At 59.3% G+C, this 23895-nt stretch carries 20 protein-coding genes; 10 read left to right on the forward strand and 10 right to left on the reverse strand.

What is annotated here, in order from left to right:
- Positions 1-16 precede the first annotated feature (16 nt).
- From ACYVB2_RS12230 to ACYVB2_RS12275, 10 genes are all read right to left on the reverse strand, one after another.
- The gene (locus ACYVB2_RS12230) at positions 17-1705 is read right to left on the reverse strand and encodes an FAD-dependent oxidoreductase (RefSeq protein ID WP_382433492.1); all 1689 of its coding nucleotides are present in this window, start codon (positions 1703-1705) and stop codon (positions 17-19) included.
- A gap of 6 nt (positions 1706-1711) precedes the next feature.
- Complete coding sequence (locus tag ACYVB2_RS12235) at positions 1712-2704, reverse strand: response regulator (RefSeq protein WP_382433490.1); 993 nt, start codon at positions 2702-2704, stop codon at positions 1712-1714.
- Entirely contained in the window at positions 2704-6426 is a 3723-nt protein-coding gene (locus ACYVB2_RS12240; protein ID WP_460536745.1) for a PAS domain S-box protein, read from the reverse strand. Before ACYVB2_RS12240 ends, ACYVB2_RS12235 begins: the two co-directional genes overlap by 1 nt.
- A gap of 58 nt (positions 6427-6484) precedes the next feature.
- Positions 6485-8008, reverse strand: coding sequence for a polyamine aminopropyltransferase (locus ACYVB2_RS12245; RefSeq protein WP_382433486.1), 1524 nt, complete (start codon positions 8006-8008; stop codon positions 6485-6487).
- A gap of 19 nt (positions 8009-8027) precedes the next feature.
- Positions 8028-8501: a bacteriohemerythrin gene (locus ACYVB2_RS12250; RefSeq protein ID WP_382433484.1), complete on the reverse strand. Its 474-nt coding sequence runs from the start codon at positions 8499-8501 to the stop codon at positions 8028-8030.
- Positions 8502-8611: 110 nt separating this feature from the next.
- Positions 8612-8836 carry a DUF350 domain-containing protein gene (locus ACYVB2_RS12255; protein ID WP_382433482.1) on the reverse strand — a complete coding sequence of 75 codons (225 nt, stop codon included), beginning with the start codon at positions 8834-8836 and terminating at the stop codon, positions 8612-8614.
- A 20-nt stretch (positions 8837-8856) separates the two neighbouring features.
- On the reverse strand, positions 8857-10356 hold the full coding sequence (locus ACYVB2_RS12260) for a DUF4178 domain-containing protein (RefSeq protein ID WP_382433480.1): 1500 nt from the start codon (positions 10354-10356) through the stop codon (positions 8857-8859).
- Positions 10357-10365: 9 nt separating this feature from the next.
- On the reverse strand, positions 10366-11445 hold the full coding sequence (locus ACYVB2_RS12265) for an SPFH domain-containing protein (RefSeq protein ID WP_382433478.1): 1080 nt from the start codon (positions 11443-11445) through the stop codon (positions 10366-10368).
- 108 nt (positions 11446-11553) lie between these two features.
- The gene (locus ACYVB2_RS12270; RefSeq protein WP_382433476.1) at positions 11554-11856 is read right to left on the reverse strand and encodes a flagellar basal body protein; all 303 of its coding nucleotides are present in this window, start codon (positions 11854-11856) and stop codon (positions 11554-11556) included.
- A 91-nt stretch (positions 11857-11947) separates the two neighbouring features.
- On the reverse strand, positions 11948-13654 hold the full coding sequence (locus ACYVB2_RS12275; RefSeq protein ID WP_382433474.1) for a methyl-accepting chemotaxis protein: 1707 nt from the start codon (positions 13652-13654) through the stop codon (positions 11948-11950).
- Positions 13655-13935: 281 nt separating this feature from the next.
- Here ACYVB2_RS12275 and ACYVB2_RS12280 point away from each other — a divergent pair, with 281 nt between their 5' ends.
- The 10 genes from ACYVB2_RS12280 to ACYVB2_RS12325 all read left to right on the forward strand — a co-directional run bounded on the left by ACYVB2_RS12280 (position 13936) and on the right by ACYVB2_RS12325 (position 23887).
- A complete protein-coding gene (locus ACYVB2_RS12280) occupies positions 13936-16245 on the forward strand; it encodes an NADP-dependent malic enzyme (RefSeq protein WP_382433472.1) in 2310 nt (769 codons plus the stop codon).
- 482 nt (positions 16246-16727) lie between these two features.
- Positions 16728-17153, forward strand: coding sequence for a barstar family protein (locus ACYVB2_RS12285; protein ID WP_382433470.1), 426 nt, complete (start codon positions 16728-16730; stop codon positions 17151-17153).
- A 23-nt stretch (positions 17154-17176) separates the two neighbouring features.
- A complete protein-coding gene (locus ACYVB2_RS12290) occupies positions 17177-17344 on the forward strand; it encodes a hypothetical protein (RefSeq protein ID WP_382433468.1) in 168 nt (55 codons plus the stop codon).
- 62 nt (positions 17345-17406) lie between these two features.
- A complete protein-coding gene (gene radA, locus ACYVB2_RS12295) occupies positions 17407-18789 on the forward strand; it encodes a DNA repair protein RadA (protein WP_382433466.1) in 1383 nt (460 codons plus the stop codon).
- Between the two features lie 67 nt (positions 18790-18856).
- Positions 18857-19291 carry a glycerate kinase gene (locus tag ACYVB2_RS12300; RefSeq protein WP_382433464.1) on the forward strand — a complete coding sequence of 145 codons (435 nt, stop codon included), beginning with the start codon at positions 18857-18859 and terminating at the stop codon, positions 19289-19291.
- A 43-nt stretch (positions 19292-19334) separates the two neighbouring features.
- A complete protein-coding gene (locus tag ACYVB2_RS12305; protein ID WP_382433462.1) occupies positions 19335-20273 on the forward strand; it encodes a branched-chain amino acid transaminase in 939 nt (312 codons plus the stop codon).
- Positions 20274-20278: 5 nt separating this feature from the next.
- Positions 20279-20485, forward strand: a complete 207-nt coding sequence (locus tag ACYVB2_RS12310; RefSeq protein ID WP_382433460.1) for a zinc-finger domain-containing protein — start codon at positions 20279-20281, stop codon at positions 20483-20485.
- Entirely contained in the window at positions 20485-21291 is an 807-nt protein-coding gene (locus ACYVB2_RS12315; RefSeq protein WP_382433458.1) for a glycosyltransferase family 2 protein, read from the forward strand. Before ACYVB2_RS12310 ends, ACYVB2_RS12315 begins: the two co-directional genes overlap by 1 nt.
- A gap of 2 nt (positions 21292-21293) precedes the next feature.
- A complete protein-coding gene (locus ACYVB2_RS12320) occupies positions 21294-22553 on the forward strand; it encodes an O-antigen ligase family protein (protein WP_382433456.1) in 1260 nt (419 codons plus the stop codon).
- A gap of 164 nt (positions 22554-22717) precedes the next feature.
- A complete protein-coding gene (locus ACYVB2_RS12325) occupies positions 22718-23887 on the forward strand; it encodes a GGDEF domain-containing protein (protein ID WP_382433454.1) in 1170 nt (389 codons plus the stop codon).
- Positions 23888-23895: the final 8 nt, after the last annotated feature.

The following is a 23895-nucleotide window of genomic DNA, read 5'->3' on the forward strand; positions in this document are numbered from 1 at the left end:
GTGCAACGGGGGAACTTCAAAGGGCGGTGCTAGCCCACAGTCCGGCATGGTGCCCGCGTGTAAAGGCTTCTTCTAACACCGAGTAGCCTGCCCAGTCGCTGTGGGCAAAAGCCAGTCGGGCCGTCGCGGGGAGCGGGCGCAGTGCGGTGCGTTCTCCGTTGGCCCGGTATGGGCCTTGGTTTGCAGGGGTCGATAGACCAATCTGACTCAGGAACTGTTGCGTGCCGGGCACCGGAATGCTCATGGCGTGGCCGTAACGGGTGATGTCCATCCGTACGGCACGCTGGCGCAAGTCGGGGTGTGGTGTATCCAGTGTGGACAGGATGGCATCGCGCCAATGTGTCCACGGGCGTTGTAGCAGTTGAGCGCGGCCATCTGGCAGATCACCCAAGGCCTGGTAGTAGCTCAGAACGGTGGGTGCGGTGCGGGGGTCTAGCCGCTGGTGCCCGGCATCGACATAGCCCAGCCCCCCCAGGTTGGTATCGCCATACAGCACGTTGTCCCAAGCGGGGGCTGCGCCGGGGCGGTCTTGCAGTGGTGCCACTATCTGGATATTGGCTACCAGCCAAGGGGCCCAGCGCAGGCGTTGGGCTGCCTCGCGCAAAAATGGGGGCGTGGGTTGTACGACTCGGGCAGCGATAAATACTGGCAGTGCCACAATGCAACGTTGCGCTTGCCAGCGTTCTAAGGTGTGCGTGGCATGGTTAAACACATCTACCTGAACATTGTGGCGCTCTTGCGCAATGCGCAGCACCGAGGTGGCAGGCTGCAATCGGCCGTCTGTTTGCAGTGGTGTGGCCAGCCGCTGGGTGATCCAGCCATTGCCTTCGGGCCAAGTGAGCACGCCTTCACGCTCGCCATGGGCACTGTCGCCCGGAGCATGAAAGCCATGTCGGCTGGCAAAGTAGTGGATGCCTGCCCAGGCGGAGACCTGTGTTGTGCTGGCACCATAGTCGTCACGGCAACAGTAGTCCAGATACCAGCGCAGATAGGGATCGTTCAGCCCTTGCTGTTCTAGCCATTGGGCAAAAGGCAAGGCATCGAGTTGTTGGTGGGTAGGGTGCAGGCGCTGGCGTGCCTGCCAGGTCTTGAGCGCAGGCATGGCAAAGTGCGCTTGTTGGTGCAGGCGCTCGACTGCCTGAGAAAATTGGCGGTATTGGGCCTGTGTGTTGGCTCCTATGTCTTGCGTTGGCAGCAGCCCTTCCTGCCAGTGGCCTTGAAAAAAGAGCCGTTCTTGTGGGCTGTGGCACAGGTGGCGCTCGTCGTATTGCCAGCGCCCAGCTACGCGTTGGCGCAGACCCAGCTCCTCAAGCAAGTCTTGCACTTCTGGGGCATCGTCTCCGGGCAAGGGCAGGTAGTGGGCACCCAGTGGGCAGGCCATGCCGCCCACCTTGCCCCCGCGGCTGTTGCCACCGGGTTGGTCTTCCAGTTCTAGCAGCACAAAGTCATGCAGGCCTGCCAGTTGCAGCCCTCGTGCGGCTGCCAGCCCGGCTACCCCGGCTCCTGCAATGACCACCCGTGTGTGGCGCACGGTGTGGGGTGTGGGCAGTGGGCCGGTGCCTAGGCGTTCACGCAGGGCATGGCCGCGCATCAGGTTGATCCCTGTAAAACCTCCGGGAAGATCAGGAGGGGGGGCGGGCTGGCAGCCCACCAGCCCCGTGCTCACCAGGGTGGTTGTGCTGGCGATGAAGTGGCGCCGCTGCATCGGTGCTCAATCGGCCCAGCGCCGTTGGATTTCTAACAGCTGCGGTACCAGTGCTACAAACAGGGGCACCAACTCTGGGTCAAAGTGCTGGCCTGCTTGGGCTTGGATGTGGGCCAGCGTGCTCTCCAGGCTCCAGGGTTCTTTGTAGGGGCGCCGTGCAGTCAGGGCATCAAACACATCGGCCAGCGCCACCATACGGGCTTCTATGGGAATGGCGTCTGCTGCCAAGCCGCGGGGGTAACCACTGCCATCCCATTTTTCGTGGTGGTTTAGGGCGATGGAGTGGGCCAGTTGCAGTAGCCCAGAGGTGTGCTCCCCGATGATTTGGGCGCCGATCTCGGGATGGCGGCGCATGACGTCCCACTCGGAGGCATCGAGTTTGCCGGGTTTGCGCAAAATGGCGTCTGGAATGCCAATTTTGCCCACATCGTGCATAGGTGCCGCATTGAGTAGATCTTCGGCCCATGCCGGGCTATAGCCAGCGGCCAGTGCCAGTTGCTGGGCATAGTGGCTCATGCGGATGACGTGCATCCCGGTTTCGTTGTCTTTGTACTCGGCTGCACGGCCCAAACGTTGCACAATTTGCAAGCGTGTCTCGCGCAGCTCGTCCATGTGAACCAGCGATAGGTGTGTGCGCACGCGTGCGCGCACCACCGGGCCACTGACGGGTTTGGTGATGTAGTCCACGGCGCCCATCTCTAGCCCACGGGCTTCGTCATCGTGGTCGGTCAGTGCCGTGATGAAGATCACCGGAATGGTGGCGGTGCATGGGTCTTGCTTGAGGGCACGGCACACGCCATGCCCATCCAATTGCGGCATCATCACATCCAGCAAGATCAGGTCGGGGTGCTGCTGGCGTGCCACTTCAAGAGCGCGGTTGCCGTCGGTGGCAAACAGCAGGCGGTAGTCGGCCTGCAACAAGTGGCGTAGCACTTGCAGGTTGGTGGGCTCATCGTCCACCAGCAGGAGTCGTGGTCGGTGGTCTTGGGGTGGATACATCAGGCGGGCTCCTTACCAGCAGCAGGCGCCATTTGTGCCTGCAAGGTTGCTAGGCACTGCTGTGCCCGGTCAAAATCGAAGTGGTCTATGGCTTGTTGCAAGGGCTCCAGCATGAGGGCGGGTGGCAGTTGCGCGAGGGCTTGCAGAGGGGCTTCTGGAAGCTCTGCCTGTGCCAGTGCCGTGCGCAAATGCCCCAGCGCCATCGCTACCTGCGTCTGTTGCTGCGCATCCAGCCGTGCAGGGGCTGTCAGGTCAACGGCGGGTGCCGTGGCGTTGGTTTGCGTTGCTTCCAAGCATTGGCTAGCAGCTGCGAGGGCACCAGACAAGGCTTGTGCCAGCGTTTGGGCGCGTGTGCCATCGGCATGGTGTGCTGCTTGCTCTAGCTGTTGGGCCAAGCTGTGCAGTGGCCCCAAGGCCAGATTGCCTGCGGCCCCGCCCAATCGGTGGGCCGCAGCCAGCAGTCCGGCCCAGTCTTCTTGTGCCAGCAAGATTGACACGGTGGCCGGTGTGTTTTGGTGGTCTTGCAGGAAACGCTCCAGCGCATTGCGCAGCAAATCCATCCGTGTCCATAGGCGCAGACCCTTTTCCCAATCAATGGCAGGCTCTGGCCCAGGAGCCCACAAGAGCGCAGGGGGGGCAGCCACCATAGGGCTGGAGACAGGGCGGATGCCCAGCACCCGGGCCATTTCCATTTGCAGGCGGGCGGGCTCCAATGGTTTGTCGGCAAAGCCGTCCATCCCTGCGGCCAAGGCGTTGCGCCTATCTTGTTCCAGCACACTGGCCGACAAGGCAATGATGGGCACTGGACGGCGTTGTTCTGCCTGTTCAAAGGTACGAATGCGCCGGGTGGCTTCTAAGCCATCAATGCCGGGCATCTGCAAGTCCATCAGCACCAGATCGAACGGATCTTGCATGAACAGTGCCACGGCCTCCTCGCCACTGTGGGCCAGCACGACTTGGTGGTTGCTGCGGGTCAGCGTCAGTTGCAGCAGCTCTAGGTTGTGTGCTACATCGTCTGCGGCCAAAATGCGCAGAGGGCGCAAACTGCTGGTGGGAGCGATAGGGGCTGGCGTGGTGGTTTTGCCCAACGGCAACGGCAGGCGCACACAGAAGGTGCTGCCCTGGCCCACCGTGCTGGTAACGCTGATGCTGCCTTGCATGAGCTCACTGAGTTGGCGTGAGATGGTGGTGCCCAACCCGGTGCCACCAAAGCGGCGCGTGGTGGAGGCATCGGCCTGTGCAAAGGGGTCAAAAATGCGCTCGAGCTTGTCGGGGGCAATGCCAATGCCGGTGTCTTGCACGTCCAGGGCCAGTACGCCTTCGTGGTAGGCCACATGCAGCGTGACATGGCCTTGTTCGGTGAACTTGAGAGCATTGCCCAACAGGTTGACCAAAATCTGTTGCACCCGCAACGCATCGCCGTGCAGCATGTCGGGCACGCTATCTGGATAGTCCAACACCAGCGCCAGTGCTTTGCGTTGGGCTGTGATGCGCAAGGAGGCCAAAATCTGTGCGCACAGCTCACGCAGTGAAAAATCGGCCAGTTCCAGTTCTACTGCACCTTTTTCCAGTTTGGCCGTATCCAGAATATCGTTGAGCAGCCGCAGCATGGAGCGTGCTGCATGGTGTACGGTGCCTAGGTGGCGCCGCTGCACGGCATTGAGTGGTGAGTCTTGCAGAGCCTCGGTAAAGCCAATGATGGCGTTCATCGGGGTGCGAATCTCATGGCTCATGTTAGCCAAGAACATGCTGCGTGCGGCAGCAGCCTGTTCGGCCCGTTCTTTGGCTTGGCGTAATTCTTGTTCCATTGCCCGGCGCAGGCTCAGGTCGGTAGCAAATTTGATGATTTTGAACGGCTGGCCTTCGGCATCAAAAATCGGGTTGTAGGTGGCATAGATCCACACCTCGCGCCCATGTTTGCCCAAACGCAAAAACTCGCCCGCCGCAATTTCGCCACCGGCCAGTTGTGCCCATAAGGCTCCATACGACGGATCTTGCACATAGCTGGGTGTGCAGAAAATGCGGTGGTGCTGGCCCTGAATTTCGGCCAAGCTATAGCCCGTCAGGTTGAGAAAGTTGGTATTGGCCGTCAGCACCCGACCTTGCAGGTCAAATTCCACCACGGCCTGCGATCGCCAGATAGCACGCACAGTGCTTTCAAATTCTGCATTGCGGGCGTGTCGGTCGGTCGTGTCTAACAGCACGCCATCCACCCATTGCATCTGCCCATGGCTATCGGCCACGCCCCTGCCTGTGCTCGATACCCAGCGCAGCGAGCCATCGCGGTGGCGCAACCGGCATTCCACCTGAAAAGCCCGGCCTTGCGCTACAGCTTGGGCCACCGCAGTTTGTACAGTTTGCCAGTCGTCGGGGGGCACCAGATGGGCAAGCCGGATACGCCCCGCCAGAAAGTCCTCTGCGGCCCAGCCCGTCAGGGTGTGTACGGCCTCACTGATGAACAGCAAACGCCAAGTGCCACTGATTTGGCCTCGGAAGGTAACGCCAGGGATGTTGCTGATCAGCGACCGGAATTTCTCTTCGCTGTCGCGCAGCGAGGCCTCCATCTCGCGGCGCTGGCGGATATCGGTCAGAAAGCCCACAAACAGTGGTGGCCCCGGCAGTTGCACCCGCCCCACCGCCAAGTGAATGGGCACCAATGTGCCATCTTTGTGCAGCGCCTCCACTTCGCGTCCGGTGCCAATGATGCGCGCTTCCCCGGTATCCAGATGGTGGCGCAGGTAGCCATCGTGTGCGCTGTGGTGTGGATCGGGCATGAGCATGTGGACATTGCGCCCGAGCACTTCTGCGGCACTCCAGCCCAAGGTGCGCTGCGCGGCGCTGTTGTAGGACTGCACGGTGCCATGTGCATCAATCATGATGATGCCGTCTACGGCGGTATCCATCACAGCGCGCAGGCGTGACTCGCTGCGCTGCGCCTCTAGAAACAGTTGCCTAAAACGCAAGCCTACGTTGATGGCTACCACCAGTGCCCCCGCAAACACTGTGACCACTGCAACGGCCAGTGCCAGCAGGATCTGACTGGTCGAATCGCCAGATCCGTCCACGCTCGTCGGACTGGTAAAGCGCAAAGCATTCATGCCGGTGTAGTGCATGGCTGAAATGGCCAGCCCCATGACGCTGCCCGCCAGTAAATTGCCTTGCCACGGCTGCCAGCGCACACGGCGCTGTAGCCCGAAGCGCACCCATAGCGCCAAAATGGCAAAAAGCACCGCCAGCACAATAGACAGGGCAAAACCCCAGGGGTCGTAGCGCGTCAGTGGGGCCATTTCGGAGGCGGCCATGCCCAAGTAGTGCATGGTGCCAATGCCGGCACCCACCACGATACCCCCTCCCACCAAGGCCCGCCCTGTGAGTTCGGAGCGGGTCAGCAGAGCCAATGCGGCCCACGATGCCAGCACGCCCGGTACGATGGACAGCAGGGTGAGCAGGGCATCGAAATGGCCACTGGCGCACAAATCAAAGGCCAGCATCCCCACAAAATGCATACCCCAAATGCCGCTGCCCAGAGCCAGGGCACCAGTCAGCAGGGCCGTGTGCCGGGCCATGCGGCCCTGCGCCCGCTGCGCCAGCGCAGCCATGTGCAACGCCATGACCGATGCCAAGATGGCTAACAAGATGGACAGCGCCACCAGTTGCGGATCATGTTGCTGCCACAGCAGGGCAGGACGGTCCGCACCGCTCAAAAAAAACGAATCAAGCATGAACAATGGGCACCAAAGCAGCGGGACAAGGACAGAACATTCTGAACGAAATGTGCCATCAGTGCCCAACCAGTCCCCATTCCTGTTCGTAGGTATGCACCAGCACCTGATTGGATAGCCGGTGAACCTCAGTGGGCACACGCGCCATATCCAGCGGAAAATCCCGCAGCAACTCTAGGGTGGGCAGATTGAGAAATTGCAAGCCGGCGGGCAGCGCCTCGGGCATGCGCCAAGGCCTGCGGCTTGCAATCACAAAGCCCCACTCGCCAAAGCTGGGCACATGGGCATGGTAGGGCATGGTTTGCAGCCCCACCGATTCAATGGTTTGCACCACCGTCCAGAAGCTGCGCCGCGCTACCAGTGGCGAGGTGGTTTGCACCACGGCATAGCCGCTGGCCGCTAAGCGTTGTTCTAGCAGCGCATAAAAACTGTGGGTATAGAGCTTGCCAATCGCAAAATTGGTGGGGTCAGGAAAATCCACCACCACCACATCAAACATCTCGGTCGTGTCTTGCAGCCACTGAAAGGCATCGGTGTTGATAATGTGTACCTTGGGGTTGCTCAAGGCATGGCTGTTGAGTTGTGCGAGTGTTGGGTGTTGGCTAAATAGCCGTGTCATTGCAGGATCTAGCTCCACCAGCGTGACCGACTCCACCGAGGGGTATTTGAGGATTTCGCGCACGGCCATGCCATCGCCGCCACCCAGCACCGCTACTTTGCGTGGGGCACCGTGGGCAGACATGGCCGGATGCACCAAGGCCTCGTGGTAGCGGTATTCGTCCCGCTGGGCAAATTGCAAATTGCCATTGAGGTAAAGCCGATGTCCGGCCTTGCCATGTGTGACCACGATGCGCTGGTAGGGTGAGGCCGCGGTAAAAACGATGCGATCTTGGTAGAACTTGTCTTCAGCAAAAGTGGTGATGTGTTCCGCACCCCACAAGGCGGCAAGCAAGGTCAGCAACACCAACAGGCAGGCCAAGGTGTGGGCCAACAGATGACGCAGCTCATGGCGAAACAGCCACAGCGCCCACAGCCCCACGGCGGCATTGAGCAGACCAAACAGCAAGCCAGTGCGAATCAGCCCCAATTGGGGCACTAACCACAACGGAAAGGCCAGCGATACCGCCAGTGCGCCCAAATAATCAAATGTGAGCACCTGCGAGACCAAATCTTTGAGCGCCACATTGCGTTTGAGAATCCGCATGACCAACGGAATCTCCAACCCCACCAAGGTGCCCACCAGCAGCACCATGCTGTAGAGCAACAGACGAAAAGCCCCTGGCACATAGGCATTGGCAATAAACAGCACTGCGGGCAAGGTGCCTCCTACCAGCGCCACCAGCAGCTCGATGCGCAGAAAGTGTGCAGGCAGCTGGCGCTCTAGGTAGCGCGACAACCAAGAGCCCACCCCCATCGCAAACAAATAGGTGCCGATGATGGTAGAAAACTGCAAGACCGAATCGCCCAGCAGATAAGACGCCAACGCCCCGGCAGCCAGTTCATACAGTAGCCCGCAAGCCGCCACCACAAACACGCTGGCCAGCAGGGCAATGTCGATGGGGCGGGGGCTGTGTGGTGTCATGGTGTGGACTCAGGCACCGTCAGGCCGAAGCCACATTGCGCCGCAGTACCACGGGCTTGCCACCCAAGCGTTTTTGACACATCCAGTGCGATAAGGCCGAATCCAGATAGTCGGCATGGCCCGGAAACCACCGGGCCAGCTCATCGGCCAACTCGCGGCAGACGGTGGTGTTGCCTTGGGCCAGCAGGCCGCGAACTTCCAGCACCGAGTTCATCACGGCTGCATGTTCATCAATATGGCAGTCACGGGCGGGAAACTCCGTCTCCACCATCCAGGTCTTTTCTTCGTCAAAGTGTTTTTGGGCGTGGACGATAAAAGCCTCGAGCAAAGCAGGCAGTTCAGTCTCAGGAGCCGTCTGCAATTGGCCGACCAGTGTGACAAACTCGTGGTGAATGTCATCCATCGGCGTAAAGCCCAACAAGAAGGCATCGCTCCATTGCAGGGTCTCAGAGGCGGACGTGGCTGGGGTGGGGGGTGTCAGGGGGCTAGACATGGATGAAATCAGAGGAGTTTTTAGAAAGCAAAAGACGTGCGGGCCATACCAGGCCCGCATGTGCTGAGGGGTGGGGTGGCTGACGCAGCAGCCAGCCATCAGGGGGTGGCTTAACCGCCGTGGATAGCTGCCGCCACAATGATGCTGATGCCCAGACACATGGCGGCCACGACCATTGCCAGTGCCTTGTTGTGTTTCTCGACAATTTCGCCCCACAGATCGTAGGGGGTGATTTTGTCAATGATGATGAAGCTGATCCAGAACACCAGCACGCCCACCAGTGCAAACAGGATTGAGCCAAAAAATGCAGCAGGTCGCAGCCATTCAAGTCCCATGATGATCTCCGGAAAAAAGTTTATTTATGACCACCGCCGGTGGAGAAGCCGCCAAACGAGCCACCTGAACTGCGGTAGCTACCCCCCGAGCCACTGGAGTTGTTGGAGCAGTTGCTCAACAGTACCAAGATGATGATGATGACGATGGCAATCAGAATGAGGGTGCCACAGCCTATGCCCGAGCTGCTGGACAGCGGGGCTGCATCTTCGCGTTTGAACAGGTTTTTGTTGCCATCGAGCTTAAAGGCTGCGGCTACCTTGTCGCTGCTGAGCTTGTTGCCGTGCGACCAAGTCACCTCTTGGGGTGTTTGCTCCATGGACAGCAGGCCTTTGGGGCCAGCAAAGTCACGGTTAAAAGTTTTTTGGCCGCGCACTACGGGCCAGTAGAACTCACCCAGCACATAAGTGGTCTCGGCGTTGTAGCTGTATTGCAGTTCGTAGCTGCTGCCCAGATAGCTGGCTGTCTTACCCCCGCCCGCTACTTTGGGGGCACCGGTAGTGGGGCGTACCAAGCTCCAACCATCTTCGGCATCGACCAAAAAGCAAAAGCCACGCTTGCGGTGAAACAGCAGGTATTCGCTCCAGCCAAACTGTTCGTCGTCGTCTGGCTCTTGGCCCATACGGTGCTGGAAGCCCACCACCTGCCAATGCACCCCCTCCAACTGGCCCAAGCTGCCCAGTGCAATCAGCGGCTGCACAGGCTCATTTTGCAGGGCGTGGTGCAACTCTGCGCCCACCCCAGCATCCAGGGTGATGATGCTGGCACAGGAGGGGCAGGTCACGCTTTTGGTGCTGCTGAGTTGCACAGTCACGGGCGCCCCGCAGTGGGGGCAGTTGAACTGGCGGCCTTTTTCTTCTTTGACCGATTCTTCTTTCAGCCCCTGCAAGTGCAGGTCTTCCAGTTGGATGGCCCGGCCACGTTCTACCTTGGGGGGCTGGCTGCCATAGTCTATGGACAGCACCTCGCCGTCCTCGCTGCGCAACTCAACGATGCCAAATGGCTCTCCCAGCGCGGGCAGCTTGGGCAGTTCGCCCTGGGCAGACATCAGTGCCGCTTGTACGTTGGCAGCCACACTGTAGGGCTTGCCATTGATGGCAGTGGTAATGCCCACGCGAAACTGGCTGGCCGCTGGCAGGTTGCGCCCCGGATCTACTGGGCGGGTAAAAACATAGGCGCCGTTGTCTTCGCCCAATGTGGCCGTGCTGCCATCGTTGAGGAAAGCCACCCATTCTGTCCAAGTGCCAGTGTCGGCCTTGTATTGCAGGCGCCCAATCAGCGTGAATGGCACATGCTGCCCATCCAACTGGATGCGCCCGCTGGCCATGAGTTGTAAGGGGCTGTGGTCGTCAAACAGCTCGGCCATCTTGCCCAGCCGCGTGAGCACATCGCCACTGCGCACCACGGTGCTTTGGCAGTAGCCACAAACCGCATGTGTGGACTGCGCACTTCTAAACTCCACCGGCGCGCCACAGCCGGGGCAGGGCGCACGGTAGCTGCGTTGGGGGGTATCGGTGGCCATCCGGGCCGCTTAGACCAGTTTTTTCAGCAGTTCGGCCTTTTTGGCGTCGAACTCTTCCTGTGTCAGGATGCCCTTGGCTTTAAGGTCGGCCAGTTTTTCAAGGGTGGACATCACCTCATCGGGCGAAATGCCTACAGGCGCAGCCGCTGGCGCTGGCGTGGCATTGGCGGGTGCAGTAGGTGCTGGCGCAGCATGAACCCCGCCCAAGCCCGATTGCAGGTTTTGCGCCAGTAATTGGCCCATCGCCATGCCCGCACCCAAGCCCATCGCATCACCGGCAATGCTGCCCCCACCGCCACCCGCTTGCCCAGCAGCCGCAGCAAATTGCGGAATGGCCTGTGCCGTTTGGTACTGCATGAACTTGGCCATGTCGTTGCCGATCATGCCCATGCCAATTTTCTGGTCGAGTAGTTTTTGCAACTCTTCGGGCAGTGACAGGTTTTGTACCGTCAGGGTCTCTAATTTGAGCCCAATCTTGGCAAAGGCGGGTTCTAGCTCTTTGGACAGGGCATTGGCAAACATCAGTTGGTTGGCTGCCAAGTCCAGAAAAGGTACGCCACTGCTGGCAATGGCGTTGCTGATGTTTTGCAGCACCAAACCGCGCAACTGACCATCCACCTCGGCCACGGTGTAGGCCTCGCGGGTGCCGGAAATCTCGGTGTGGAACAGTTTGGGGTCGGCCACACGGTAGGCGTAGTTGCCAAAGGCGCGCAGACGCACGGCACCAAAATCTTTGTCGCGAATGGTGATGGGTTGGGGCGTGCCCCATTTTTGGTCAATTTGCTGGCGGGTGCTGAAGAAATAAACATCGCTTTTGAACGGCGATTGAAACAGCTTGTCCCAGTTCTTCAGGTAAGTCAGCACGGGCAGGGTTTGCGTGGTCAGCTTGTAGGTGCCGGGGCCAAACACATCGGCCACCTGTCCTTCGTTGACAAACACCGCCATTTGCGACTCGCGCACCACCAGCGTGCCGCCGTTCTGAATTTCCATGCCCTCCATCGGAAAACGCCAAGCCAGCGTGCCGTCGCTTTCTTCTGTCCATTGCAGGATGTCAATGAACTGCTTCTTGATGAAATCAAAGAGGGCCATGCTTGCTCCCGGTGGCGTCAGAGGTAGAAAAATGCAAAAGGAACAACCATCATAGCGCCCGGCCAAGGTGCTTGGGTTGGCTCGAGCCCACCGCAGGGTGGGGGCTGTTTAGGCCCGTTCGTCCAGTAAGGAGCCCATCAGACGGCTTTCGGTCTTGACCGACAGCAGGTTGGCAGCAAAGGAGTAGGTGGCCGAAATTTGCTCTACTGCCTCTTTTTCCAGTGCGACCTTTTCGTTGCTTTCACGCTCCATACGCGCCCGCACTCCGGCGTTGTCTGGGGCCGCCTCTTGCTCTACCGCCGTACGCCGGTAGTGGGGGGTGTTGGCATTGGCCACATTGTGGGCCGAAGCGTCCAAACGCATTTGGGCTGCCCGCATACCGGAGCTGCCAATCGAAGCAAGGGAAGACATGGTTGCGATCCTGTCCAAGGTGTAGGAGGTGGGGGATGGGTGCTTGGTGAATTGTGTTCCGTTTCTGCGGCGGTGTATACCAAGGCCTGACTTAGCGTAGCAAGGGCTGCTTTTGCGCGGGGTGGTGTGGGGGCTCGCCAAGCTGGAACTGGCTGACCAGCCCCGTCAAGCGCATGGCCTGTTCACGCAGACTGGCCGAGGCGGCGGCACTTTCCTCCACCAAGGCGGCGTTTTGCTGGGTGGTGTGGTCCATTTGCGTCACGGCTTCTGCCACCTGCCGGATACCTAGGCTTTGCTCACTGGTGGCGCTGTTGATCTGGCCCATCAGGTCGGTGACGCGTTGAATACTTTGCACTACGTCCTGCATTTTCAGACCCGCCTGATCTACCAAGGCTGAGCCTTGGCTGACTTGGGCCACACTGTTGTCGATCAGCGCCTTGATTTCTTTGGCCGCCGCAGCCGAGCGCCCCGCCAGACTGCGCACCTCGGAGGCCACCACCGCAAACCCTCGGCCCTGTTCACCCGCCCGTGCCGCTTCTACCGCTGCATTGAGGGCCAAAATATTGGTCTGGAAGGCGATGCCGTCGATCACGCCGATGATGTCGGCAATTTGGCGTGAGGCGGTATTGATACCCTGCATGGTGTGAACCACCTGGGCAACCACCTGGCCGCCTTCGCCCGCAATTTCAGAGGCATGAACAGCCAACGCATTGGCCGTTTTGACGTTTTCGGCGTTTTGCTGCACGGTAGCACCCAATTGGGCCATGGAGGCTGCCGTTTCTTCGAGTGCGCTGGCTTGCTGCTCGGTGCGCGCCGACAGGTCTTGGTTGCCTTGGGCAATTTCTGCGCTAGAGGTGGCCACGTTTTCGGCATTGCTGCGCACATGGGCCACCATCGTGGCCAGTTGATCCTGCATTGTCTTCATGGCCGCCATCACACTGCCGCTGTCTGTGGCAGCCACAGAAATGTGCTGTGCCAGATTGCCCGCCCGCACGGCTTCGGCGGCCTGGCGCACCACTGCGGGTTCAGCACCGATCAGGCGCATGATTTGGTTTTTGAACAGCCACAGACCCAAAGCGGCCACTAACACATTGACCAACGCAATCAGCAGCAAAACGCCATACCAGAAATTTTTGTCGCTCTCGGCTTGGGTTACGGCAGCGGCAGTGCGTTGGTCAAGCAGGTAGAGAAATTCGTTCACCGGCTTCATGATCTTGGCTTTGAACAGGTGGTAGTTCTTGTCGTGCATCATGGCCCGCGCCCTTTCTAGGTCGGGAGCACCTTCTAAGGTAAAGCCACCCTTGCCATCAGCCAATTGGCCTTTGACCAAATTCATGGCGATGGTCTCGGTCTGCACCAGTTCGTTGGAGTTGTTCTCGGCTTCTTTGAGCTTGGCAAACTCCGCTTCGGTAAAGCCAGCTTGCTTCATCAGTGTTTGTAATGAGGTGGCCGCATCCGTGCCTTGGGGCACTTCCAGACCCGCCGCACGGAAGTCCCAGTAGATTTTGTCGTAGTGTTGGGGCCGCGGCTGTTTGCCGTTGCGAATGTCCAGAATCTCAAAATACTGGCGCTCGTAGGCTGCATCGCCCGACACCACATAGGTGCGGGCCAGACGGGTCAGATCGTCCGAACTTTGGCGCAACTCATCGGCCAGTAGATAAGAGGCATATCGGTTGTGGTTGATATTGGCCAATTGGGTATTGGCTGCCCCCAAGCGGTACAGCGCAAAAGCCAAAACGCAGGCCGTGGCTGCAATCGTGAGCAGCAACACCCGAAACATCTGTTGGATGGTTTTCATAAATTGGGGAGAAACGGTTTGTCTCTATGGCATGGATGGGCATCACAGCAGATGTTCGAGCCATTGTTGGGCTGCTGCTGCCTATGGTTCTAACAGAAACGTCGAATTTGGCAATTTGATGTTTGGCAAGTCAATACAGCACTGTGCAGTGTGGCTTGTGCGGTGGTGTCGTCCGTGGCGCAGGCACAGGTCTACAATCGCCCTCCCCTCACAGGAGCCAACGGTGCCTCCTTGGCAATCCACCAGCGCACCGCTGCTCCACTACCCGCTGGAGAAGCACCATGCCTGAATCCACGTCGGCCAATACGCCCGACAAAAAAGCCCAGTTGCGCCGCGCTGCCTTGGAGTACCACGAGTTTCCCAAGCCAGGCAAAATCGCCATTGCTGCCACCAAGCAAATGGTCAACCAGCATGATCTGGCCTTGGCCTACTCTCCTGGTGTGGCAGCCCCTTGCGAAGAAATCGTCAAAGACCCGGCAGCGGCCTTCAAGTACACCAGCCGGGGCAACCTGGTGGGTGTGGTCACCAACGGCACCGCCGTGCTGGGCTTGGGCGATATTGGCCCTTTGGCCGGCAAACCAGTGATGGAGGGCAAGGGCGTACTGTTCAAGAAGTTCTCGGGCATTGATGTCTTTGACATCGAGATCAACGAGAAAGACCCCGAAAAACTGGTCGAAATCATTGCCGCACTAGAGCCCACCTTTGGTGGTATCAATCTGGAAGACATCAAGGCGCCCGATTGCTTCTACATTGAGCGCAAGCTGCGCGAGCGCATGAAGATTCCGGTCTTCCACGATGACCAGCACGGCACGGCGATTGTGGTGGGTGCCGCCATCCTCAACGGCTTGAAGGTGGCAGGCAAAGACCCCAAAACCATCAAACTGGTCACTTCGGGCGCAGGCGCAGCCGCACTGGCCTGCTTGGGGCTGTTGGTCAAGCTGGGCATCCCGCGCGAGAACATCTGGGTCACAGACTTGGCTGGGGTGGTTTATGAAGGCCGTACTGAGCTGATGGACGAAGACAAAATTGTCTTTGCACAAAAAACCAGTGCCCGCACTCTGAGCGAAGTGATTGAAGGTGCGGATGTGTTCTTGGGGCTGTCGGCCGGTGGTGTGCTCAAGAAAGACATGGTGGCCAAAATGGCCGCTCGACCCTTGATTTTTGCCTTGGCCAACCCCAATCCCGAAATCCTGCCTGAAGACGTAAAGGCGGTGCGCGACGATGCCATCATGGCCACGGGGCGTTCTGACTATCCCAACCAAGTTAACAACGTTCTGTGCTTTCCGTACATTTTCCGGGGGGCGTTGGACTGCGGAGCTACCACCATCACCCTGGAGATGGAGATTGCCGCTGTGCATGCGATTGCCGAACTGGCACAGGCAGAGCAAAGCGAAGTGGTGGCGGCTGCCTATGTGGGTGAGCCGTTGGCTTTTGGCCCAGAGTACCTCATCCCCAAGCCCTTTGATCCGCGCTTGATGATGAAGATTGCACCTGCCGTGGCCCAGGCTGCTGCCGATAGCGGTGTGGCGCTGCGCCCGATTGCCGATATGGTCGCTTACAGCGACCATCTGCAAACCTTCGTCTACGCTTCGGGCACGACCATGAAGCCGATTTTCCAGGCCGCAAAAAAGGCCCAGCGCAAGCGCGTGGCCTATGCCGAGGGCGAAGAAGAGCGCGTGCTGCGTGCCGCGCAAATTGTGGTGGATGAGAATCTGGCCCGTCCGACCCTGATTGGTCGTCCGCCAGTGATTGCCCAACGCATCGAAAAATTTGGCCTGCGCTTAAAAGAAGGCATCGATTACGACGTGGTCAACGTAGAAAACGACCACCGTTACCACGACTTCTGGCAAACCTACCACCGCCTGACCGAGCGCAAGGGCATCACGGTGCCCATTGCCAAGATTGAGCTGCGTCGGCGTCTGTCACTGATTGGGGCCATGCTGCTGCACAAAGGGGAAGTCGATGGCCTGATCTGTGGTACTTGGGGCACCAATCCCATGCACCTGAACTACATTGACCAAGTGATTGGCAAACGTGCTGGCGTCAACACCTATGCCTGCATGAACGGCCTGCTGTTGCCCGATCGCCAAGTGTTTCTGGTCGATACCCATGTCAACTACGACCCGAGTGCCGAGCAGCTGACAGAAATCACCATCATGGCTGCCGAAGAAATGGTGCGCTTTGGTATCAAACCCAAGGTGGCCCTGTTGAGCCACTCCAACTTTGGCTCCAGCAACCAGCCTAGCGCCATCAAGATGCGTGACACACTGGATTTGTTGCGTGTGCAAGCCCCGTGGCTGGAGGTCGATGGCGAGATGCACGGTGATGTGGCGCTCGATGGTGCCGCACGGGCTGCGCTGATGCCCAGCAGCACTTTGGTGGGTGATGCCAACTTGCTGGTGCTGCCCAATATTGATGCAGCCAACATTGCCTACAACTTGCTTAAAACCGCTGCTGGCGGCAATATTGCCATTGGCCCGGTGCTGCTCGGAGCGGCCCAGCCGGTGCATATTTTGACGGCCAGTGCCACAGTGCGTCGCATCGTTAACATGACGGCCCTGACGGTGGCCGATGCCAACGTGCAACGCTGAAGCTGTTGGCCGCAGGCCATGATCTGCCTCGGCCATTGACCTCTTTGGGCCTGCCTAAATATTGGGCAGGCTCTTGCTTTTTAGGGGGGTTTGCGTCACACTACCAGTTTGAAATTTCGGGTAAACCCGCAGTTTCTGAAAGGTGTATCCATGCTGAAGGCCATCGCCGGGCAGTTGTGCAAAGCGGAAGTTTGCCAGCGTTCTGGGCGCTGTGTTCGTATGTGCATCCACACTGCCGGAGGTATCTTCTCTGGCGTTGCCACCCGGATGGCGCCACCTCCTTGGCCCGTGGGCCTGCCCCAGACTCTTTCAGTGTGTGACTACCAGCAGTGACCACTACGCCTGTTTTTGTCAGATCGTGTACCGGCCCGCCCCGCCCTGCGGCGTTGGCTTGGTCTGTCTAAGCCATCCGTCCCGGACGCAGCCGCTTGCAGCGGGCCGGGGCGCCCCCAGTTTTTGGACTTTAAGAAAGAGAAGCGGAGATGGACATGCCACTTCGTAAAGATCAAGACAATCCCCTGCGCAGCGTGCGCGCCAACATTGTGCAATCCATTCGTGCTTTTCGCGTGCAGGATTTGCAGGAGGCGGCTATTGCACTGGGGCACCATTTTCTTTACGCCAACCTCGCCCATGCGCAGTCCAAACAGGATGTGCTGGATCTGATCGCACAACAGTTCACCTTTCCGGCGCAATGTGGCAAAAACTTTGACACGCTGCACGATGGCATGACCGATCCGCTGCATCGCTCTGGCCCACAGCCTGGCTTTGTGGTGGTGCTCGAACAGATTCCGGCCACCGCCAAATTTGACAAAGAAGCCCGCGAGCAATTGCTGGATGTGTTCCGCGAGGCAGCCGAATATTGGGCTGATCGTAAGATATCTTTCCGCTGCTTCTATTCTTTTCTGTAGCCCGTTCTGCATCCCTTGGCCAAGTGGAACGGGCCATCGAGGCCGCTGATGCCCCCGTCACGGTGTTGGGCATAGACATACAGGCATCGGCCGATGAGGCGTTGCCTACGGACAGATTGGTGGATATTTCGCCGTTGGCACTGCGCATGAGCAGCCCCTTCAATGCGGGCTATTGGCTGGCCGCCGCCTGATTGCTGCACGGTTCAAGTACATTCAACCCGCCCTGGTGGCGGGTTTCTTTTTGGAGCGCCCTATGGCCAAGGAAAAAACCATCTTCACCTGCCATGAATGTGGTGGCACCAGCCCGCGCTGGTTGGGCAAATGCCCTGGTTGTGGTGCCTGGAACACCTTGACCGAATCAGTAGCCGCCAATATGGCCCCGTCCAAAAACAGGTATGGTGGCTCGCTCCATGCTGGGCTGGCTGCGGCCCAGCCCGTGACACCGTTGGTGGCCATCGAGGCCACCGACATGGCCCGTACCCCCAGCGGCATTGAGGAGCTCGATCGTGTGCTCGGCGGCGGTATTGTCGAGGGCGGTGTGGTGCTGATTGGTGGAGACCCTGGCATTGGCAAATCGACTTTGCTATTGCAGGCGCTAGATGCCTTGCAGCGGGTGGGGCTGCCCACGCTCTATGTGACAGGCGAAGAAAGCGGTGCCCAAGTGGCTTTGCGTGCGCGTCGCCTCGGGGTCGATCACAGCCAAGTGCAGGTGTTGGCAGAAATTCAGCTAGAAAAAATCCTGGCCACCATAGAGGCTGTGCAGCCAGCGGTGGCAGTGATTGATTCCATTCAAACGGTGTACTCTGACCAACTCAGCTCGGCACCGGGGTCGGTGGCTCAGGTGCGTGAATGTGCGGCACACCTGACGCGCATGGCTAAATCCTCGGGGGTGACGGTGGTGTTGGTGGGCCATGTGACCAAGGAGGGGGCACTGGCCGGGCCGCGCGTGTTGGAGCACATGGTCGACACCGTACTTTACTTTGAGGGCGACACGCACAGCAGCTTTCGGTTGGTGCGTGCTATCAAAAACCGCTTTGGTGCCGTGAACGAAATTGGCGTTTTTGCCATGACTGAAAAGGGACTCAAGGGGGTGGCTAACCCCAGTGCAATCTTTCTCAGCCAACACAGCGAGCCGGTGCCTGGCAGTTGTGTGTTGGTGACTTTGGAAGGGTCGCGCCCATTGCTGGTGGAAATTCAGGCCTTGGTCGATGGGGGGGGCGTCAGCCCGCGCCGTTTATCGGTGGGCTTGGAGCGTGACCGATTGGCCATGCTGCTGGCGGTGTTGCACCGCCATGCCGGGGTGGCCTGTGCGGATCAGGATGTGTTTGTCAATGCCGTGGGGGGGGTGCGAATCAGCGAACCCGCCGCCGATTTGGCCGTGATGCTGGCCATTACTTCCAGCTTGCGTGGCAAGCCCTTACCCAAAGGCTTTTTGGCGTTTGGTGAAGTGGGCCTGGCCGGTGAGGTACGCCCAGCACCGCGCGGTCAAGAGCGCCTCAGAGAAGCGGCCAAGTTGGGTTTTAGCGTCGCGGTGGTGCCCAAAGCCAACGCACCCAAAAAGCCCATAGAAGGCTTGACGATTCATGCGGTGGAGCGGGTGGATGAGGCCATGGAAGTGGTGCGCAGCATGGGCTGAACAGCAGCGCCCGCCCTACGCACTCTCCACAAGTGCCACAGCCCTTGGGCCATACGACAATCGCGCCATGAACTTGCGCAATATTCTGGTGCCCATATTGGTGGTGGGTCTGCTGTGGGTGGGCTATCGCTCTTATGGTTGGCCGGGGGTGGCCGCCGTAGGGGGGGGCGTGTTGATGTGGCTGCTGCTGCATTTCACCCGCTTGATGAATGTGCTGAAAAAGGCGGCCGATCGCCCCATCGGCCATGTGGGCAGTGCGGTCATGCTCCATGCCAAGCTGCGCGCTGGTGTCAGTTTGCTGCATGTGATTGCCATGACACGGTCGTTGGGGCAACTGCAATCGCCCGCCGAGACGCAGCCCGAAATTTACCGTTGGACGGATGCCAGCGGCTCGTGGGTGGAGTGCGAATTCCAGCATGGCAAGCTGGTGCAGTGGCAATTGCAGCGCCCCAGTGTGTCTGAGACGGGCACAGATGCTGCCACGGCGGCCCCCACGCCGTAAAATCTTGGGTTTTGCGAATCCCTGCAACCCCCAAAGGATACCCATGAGCCCCGTGATTCCCTCGATGGCCGACCGTGACGGCAAAATCTGGATGGACGGCCAGATGGTGGATTGGCGCGATGCCAAAATCCACGTGCTGACACACACCCTGCACTATGGCTGCGGCGTTTTTGAGGGCGTGCGCGCCTACAACACGGTCAACGGTACAGCCATCTTCCGCTTGGAAGAGCACACCGACCGCCTGTTCAACAGTGCCAAAATTTTGCGCATGAAGTTGCCCTTCAGCAAAGAAGAGGTCAATGAGGCACAAAAGGCCGTCATTCGTGAAAACAAGCTCGAGAGCGGCTACATTCGTCCCTTGGTCTGGATTGGCGACAAAAAGCTGGGCGTTTCGCCCAAGGGCAACACCATTCATGTGATGGCCGCTGCTTGGGCTTGGGGTGCTTATTTGGGCGAAGAAGGCATGAAGCGCGGTATCCGCGTCAAGACTTCTAGCTATACGCGCCACCACGTCAATATCACCATGACGCAGGCCAAGGCGGTGAGCAACTACAGCAATTCCATTTTGGCCAACATGGAAGCCACCGACGATGGCTACGACGAGGCTTTGTTGCTCGACAGCGCCGGTTTTGTGTCTGAAGGTGCCGGTGAGAATGTTTTCGTCATCAAAAATGGCGTGATTTACACCCCCGATTTGTCTGCCGGTGCGCTCAATGGCATTACCCGCAACACTATCTTCCACATCGCCAAGGATTTGGGGTTGGAGATTGTGCAAAAACGCATCACGCGCGATGAAGTTTATATCGCCGACGAAGCTTTCTTTACCGGCACCGCCGCTGAAGTAACGCCGATTCGCGAGCTTGACCGCTTGGAGGTTGGCTGTGGTAGCCGCGGCCCCATTACCGAAAAAATCCAGACGGCGTTCTTTGACATCGTCAATGGCCGCAACCCCCAATACGCCCACTGGCTCACCAAGGTTTGATTGCCATGTCCCAAGCTGCTGTTGAACTGCTGGCCAAGGATCTGAACGGCCAAGGCGGCGTTTTCTGCCCTAACCCCAAGGCTGGTATGACCCTCTGGAATACCCACCCTAAGGTGTATGTGGATGTGGCCCGTACGGGTGAGGCCAAGTGCCCCTATTGCGGCACCGTGTACCGTCTGAAGGCGGGGGAGCACGTCCACCACGGCCACTGATGCCATCGCCAGTGGCTGATGCTGGGCCGGTGCCCACGCTGACAGTGGCGGTGCTGACGCACAACGAGGCCCGCTGTATTGATGCCTGCCTGCGCAGTGCTGCTTGGGCAGATCAGTTGTTGGTGGTTGATAGTGGCAGCACCGATGACACGGTGGAGCGCGCCCGCGCTGCTGGAGCCGAAGTCTTTATTCATGCCGATTGGCAAGGCTTTGCTGTGCAGCGCACGCGCCAGCTTCAACATGCGCGCTGCGACTATGTGTTCTTTCTGGATGCCGACGAGATCATGTCGGCAGATTTTCAGCAAGAATTGCAGGCGATTGTGCGTTCGGGCTCGACGGCGGTTTGGCAGATCCGCTGGCGCATGATGGCGTTTGGTCATGAGCTGCGCCATTTTCGTGCCAATACGCTGGTCGAGCGTTTGTTCCAACGCGACCAGATCCAAGGTTGGACTGGGGTGGTACACGAACAGGCGCTGCTGCGTGATGCCCATGTTCCACGCCAGGTGATGCACACACCGTTGCTGCACCATTCGCGCCAGAGTGTACGGGCCAGTTTGGAAAAACTGACCCAGTATGCGGCGCTGGGGGCTGCCAAGCGGGCCGCACAAGGTCAACAGGGCGGTGGGGTGGTGCGTGGCTTGCTGGCCGCCAGCACCATGTTCATTCGTTTGTATGTAGTGCGGCTGGGCTTTTTGTGCGGTGGCGCGGGTTTTCTCTACTGCCTATTTGTGGCGCTGGAAGCCTTTTTCCGTTATGCCGCGCTGCTGTACGACCGTGACATTTTGACCGACAGGGCTGGCCGTTGAGAGTGGATGGCTTGCTGTGGCAGCGCCTGTCTACCTTGGGCGCCTTCATGGTGCCGGGGTTGGCCCTGTGGTTGCCCTCAGGTTACTCTTGGGGGGCCGTGCTTTTGTTGTTGTGCAGCCTGCTGGGGGTGACAACTTGGTGGCGCCGTCCATTGGGGGCGGGTGCAGGGCGTGCTGTCGCACTGGCCGGGGCTTTTGCGTTGATGGGCTTGGTCTGGGTGTTGGATATGGATGGCCCTGGTGGTTTGCGCAACCTTGACCGGGCCGCCAAATACTGGATGGCCTTGCCTTGTCTGTTTTACCTGTTGGCTTGTCCTCCTCATCCGCGCAGCCTGTGGTGGGGGGTCGCATTGGGGGCCATTGGCAGTGGGTTGCTGGCCCTGTTCCAGATTGTGGTGCAAGACATGGAGCGGGCAGCCGGGTTTACCAATGCCATCCAATACGGCAATTTGAGCCTGACCTTAGGGGTGATATGCGCGCTGGTTTGGTGCGCATTGGGGGCAACCTTGCGCTTTTGGCAGGCGGTGGGGCTGGCGGTAGCTATGGGGCTGGGCTTGCTGGGCTCGCTGCTGTCTCTGTCACGGGGGGGGTGGTTGGCGCTGCTGTTGACTTTGCCTCTGTGGGCCTGGCTGTTGTGGCGCTGGGCTTACCGGCCCATGCTGGTTCGTGCGGCCGTGCTGTGTGTGTTGGGCCTGTTGGCCACACTGGCTTTGCAGGGGCCACAGTTGCATCAGCGGTGGGTGCAGGCCAACACCGAGGTGCAAGACTACCTCCAACATGGCAAAGCCGACTCTTCTGTGGGGCAGCGCCTAGACCACTGGCGTCTGGCGTGGGCGATGGGCTTAGATCGTCCTTGGACGGGCTGGGGCCGTGCAGGCTACGCTGCCGAAAAACAGCGCCGCGTGGCGGCTGGGCAAGCCCACCCGTTTGTGTTGGCGTTTGATCATGGACACAATGAAGTGCTAGACCTGTGGGCCAAGCGGGGCTTGCTGGGGGTGCTGGCGTTGCTGTTGTTGTATGTCGTGCCCGTGTTGATTTTCTGGCCTACACGCAGGCGCTTGCGTCGGGGTGCCCGCTTGCTGGACACCACGGCCTTGGCGTTGCGGTTGACGGGGTTGGCCTTGCCCATGCTTTACGCTGGTTTTGGTCTCACACAGGCGTTTTTGATGCACAACAGCGGCAACATGTTCTATCTGTTCATGTTGATGCTGGTGTTAGCGGCCTTGCAAGCGCGCGAGGCCGAGATGTGGGGCGCGGTGTAGTGGGGCCTTGCCCGGTTGCCCACCTGTGGGTAATGGCGGGGCTGGTGTCAGAGCGGTGAAGAGGGTCTTGTTCTGCGGCTTGGGGCGGTGCTACAACCCCTAAGATGTGGTGCCCATTGGATATGGTTGTTGGCTCAACAGCCTCTGAGGAAAGGACGAAGCCCATGCCCGTTGATATGCCGACCGTGTTATTGGCCATTGTGGTGGTGGCTTGTTCCATGGGATCGGCAGTCTTGGTGTCTGGGTGGCGTTTGCCACGCCCAGATGGATTGGCGCTCTGGGGCGTGGGTTTGCTGCTGTTGGCGCTAGGGTTTGTGCTGTTTGGGCTGCATGGTTGGCTGGATATGCCTTGGCTGCTGTGGCTGGGCAATGTGTTGCTGTCGCTCTCGTACGCCTTGGTCTTGTTGGCACTGGAGCATTTTCACCAGCGGCGCTGCTCGCCGTGGATGTTGGCCGGGCCGGTGTGGCTGGTGGCCCTGCTGTCTTGGGGGTTTTTGCACCAACCACAGTGGCGGGTGCCTGCTGTGGACATGGTGTTGCTGGGGCAATGGTGCATTGTGGCTGCCAGTGTCTTTCGCTGCCAGACTGGGCCTTTAGAGCGGGGGCGCTGGCTGTTACTCTTGGGCGCTAGCCTGATGGGGGTGGTTTATCTGGGGCGCCTGTGGAGCCAGGTCATGGGCTGGAGCCAGATTGATCAATTGCTGCTCTCGCAGCTGCCCCAGGTGCTCACGCACTTTGCTGGGCTGGCCGGGTTGGTGTTTTTGACCTTGGGTTATGTGCTCATGACCAAGGAGCGGGCCGATGCCGAGTTTCGCCAAAATGCACGGCTTGATGCACTGACCGGGGTGCCCAACCGCAGCGCCTTTCTTGACACCTTCCAGCATGTGCTGGCCCAAGCTGCCCGAGGGCGCTGGCCGGTGTCATTGTTGATGGCTGATATAGACAAGTTCAAGGTCATCAACGATACCTACGGCCATTTGGCCGGAGATGCGGTGCTCAGGGCTGTGGCACAGCGCCTGCAATCTGGTTTGCGCGCCCAAGATACCCTGGGCCGTTATGGCGGTGAAGAGTTTCTGGTGCTGTTACCCGACACGCCGATGGCTGGGGCGCGCACATTGGCCCAGCATCTGCGTTACAGCGTTGAACAGATGGTGGTGCCTTGGGAGGGGCAATCCATTGCTGTCACTATCAGCGTGGGGGTTTATGGGTGCATTCCTGATGGGGTGCAGGATGCACAGGCGCTGATTGATCGGGCCGATCAGGCCATGTATGCGGCCAAGCGGGCAGGCCGCAACCGGGTGGAAGTGGCCGATGTTGCACTGGCATGTGCCTGAGCTGAGCC

The sequence above is a fragment of the Giesbergeria giesbergeri genome (assembly GCF_054779375.1).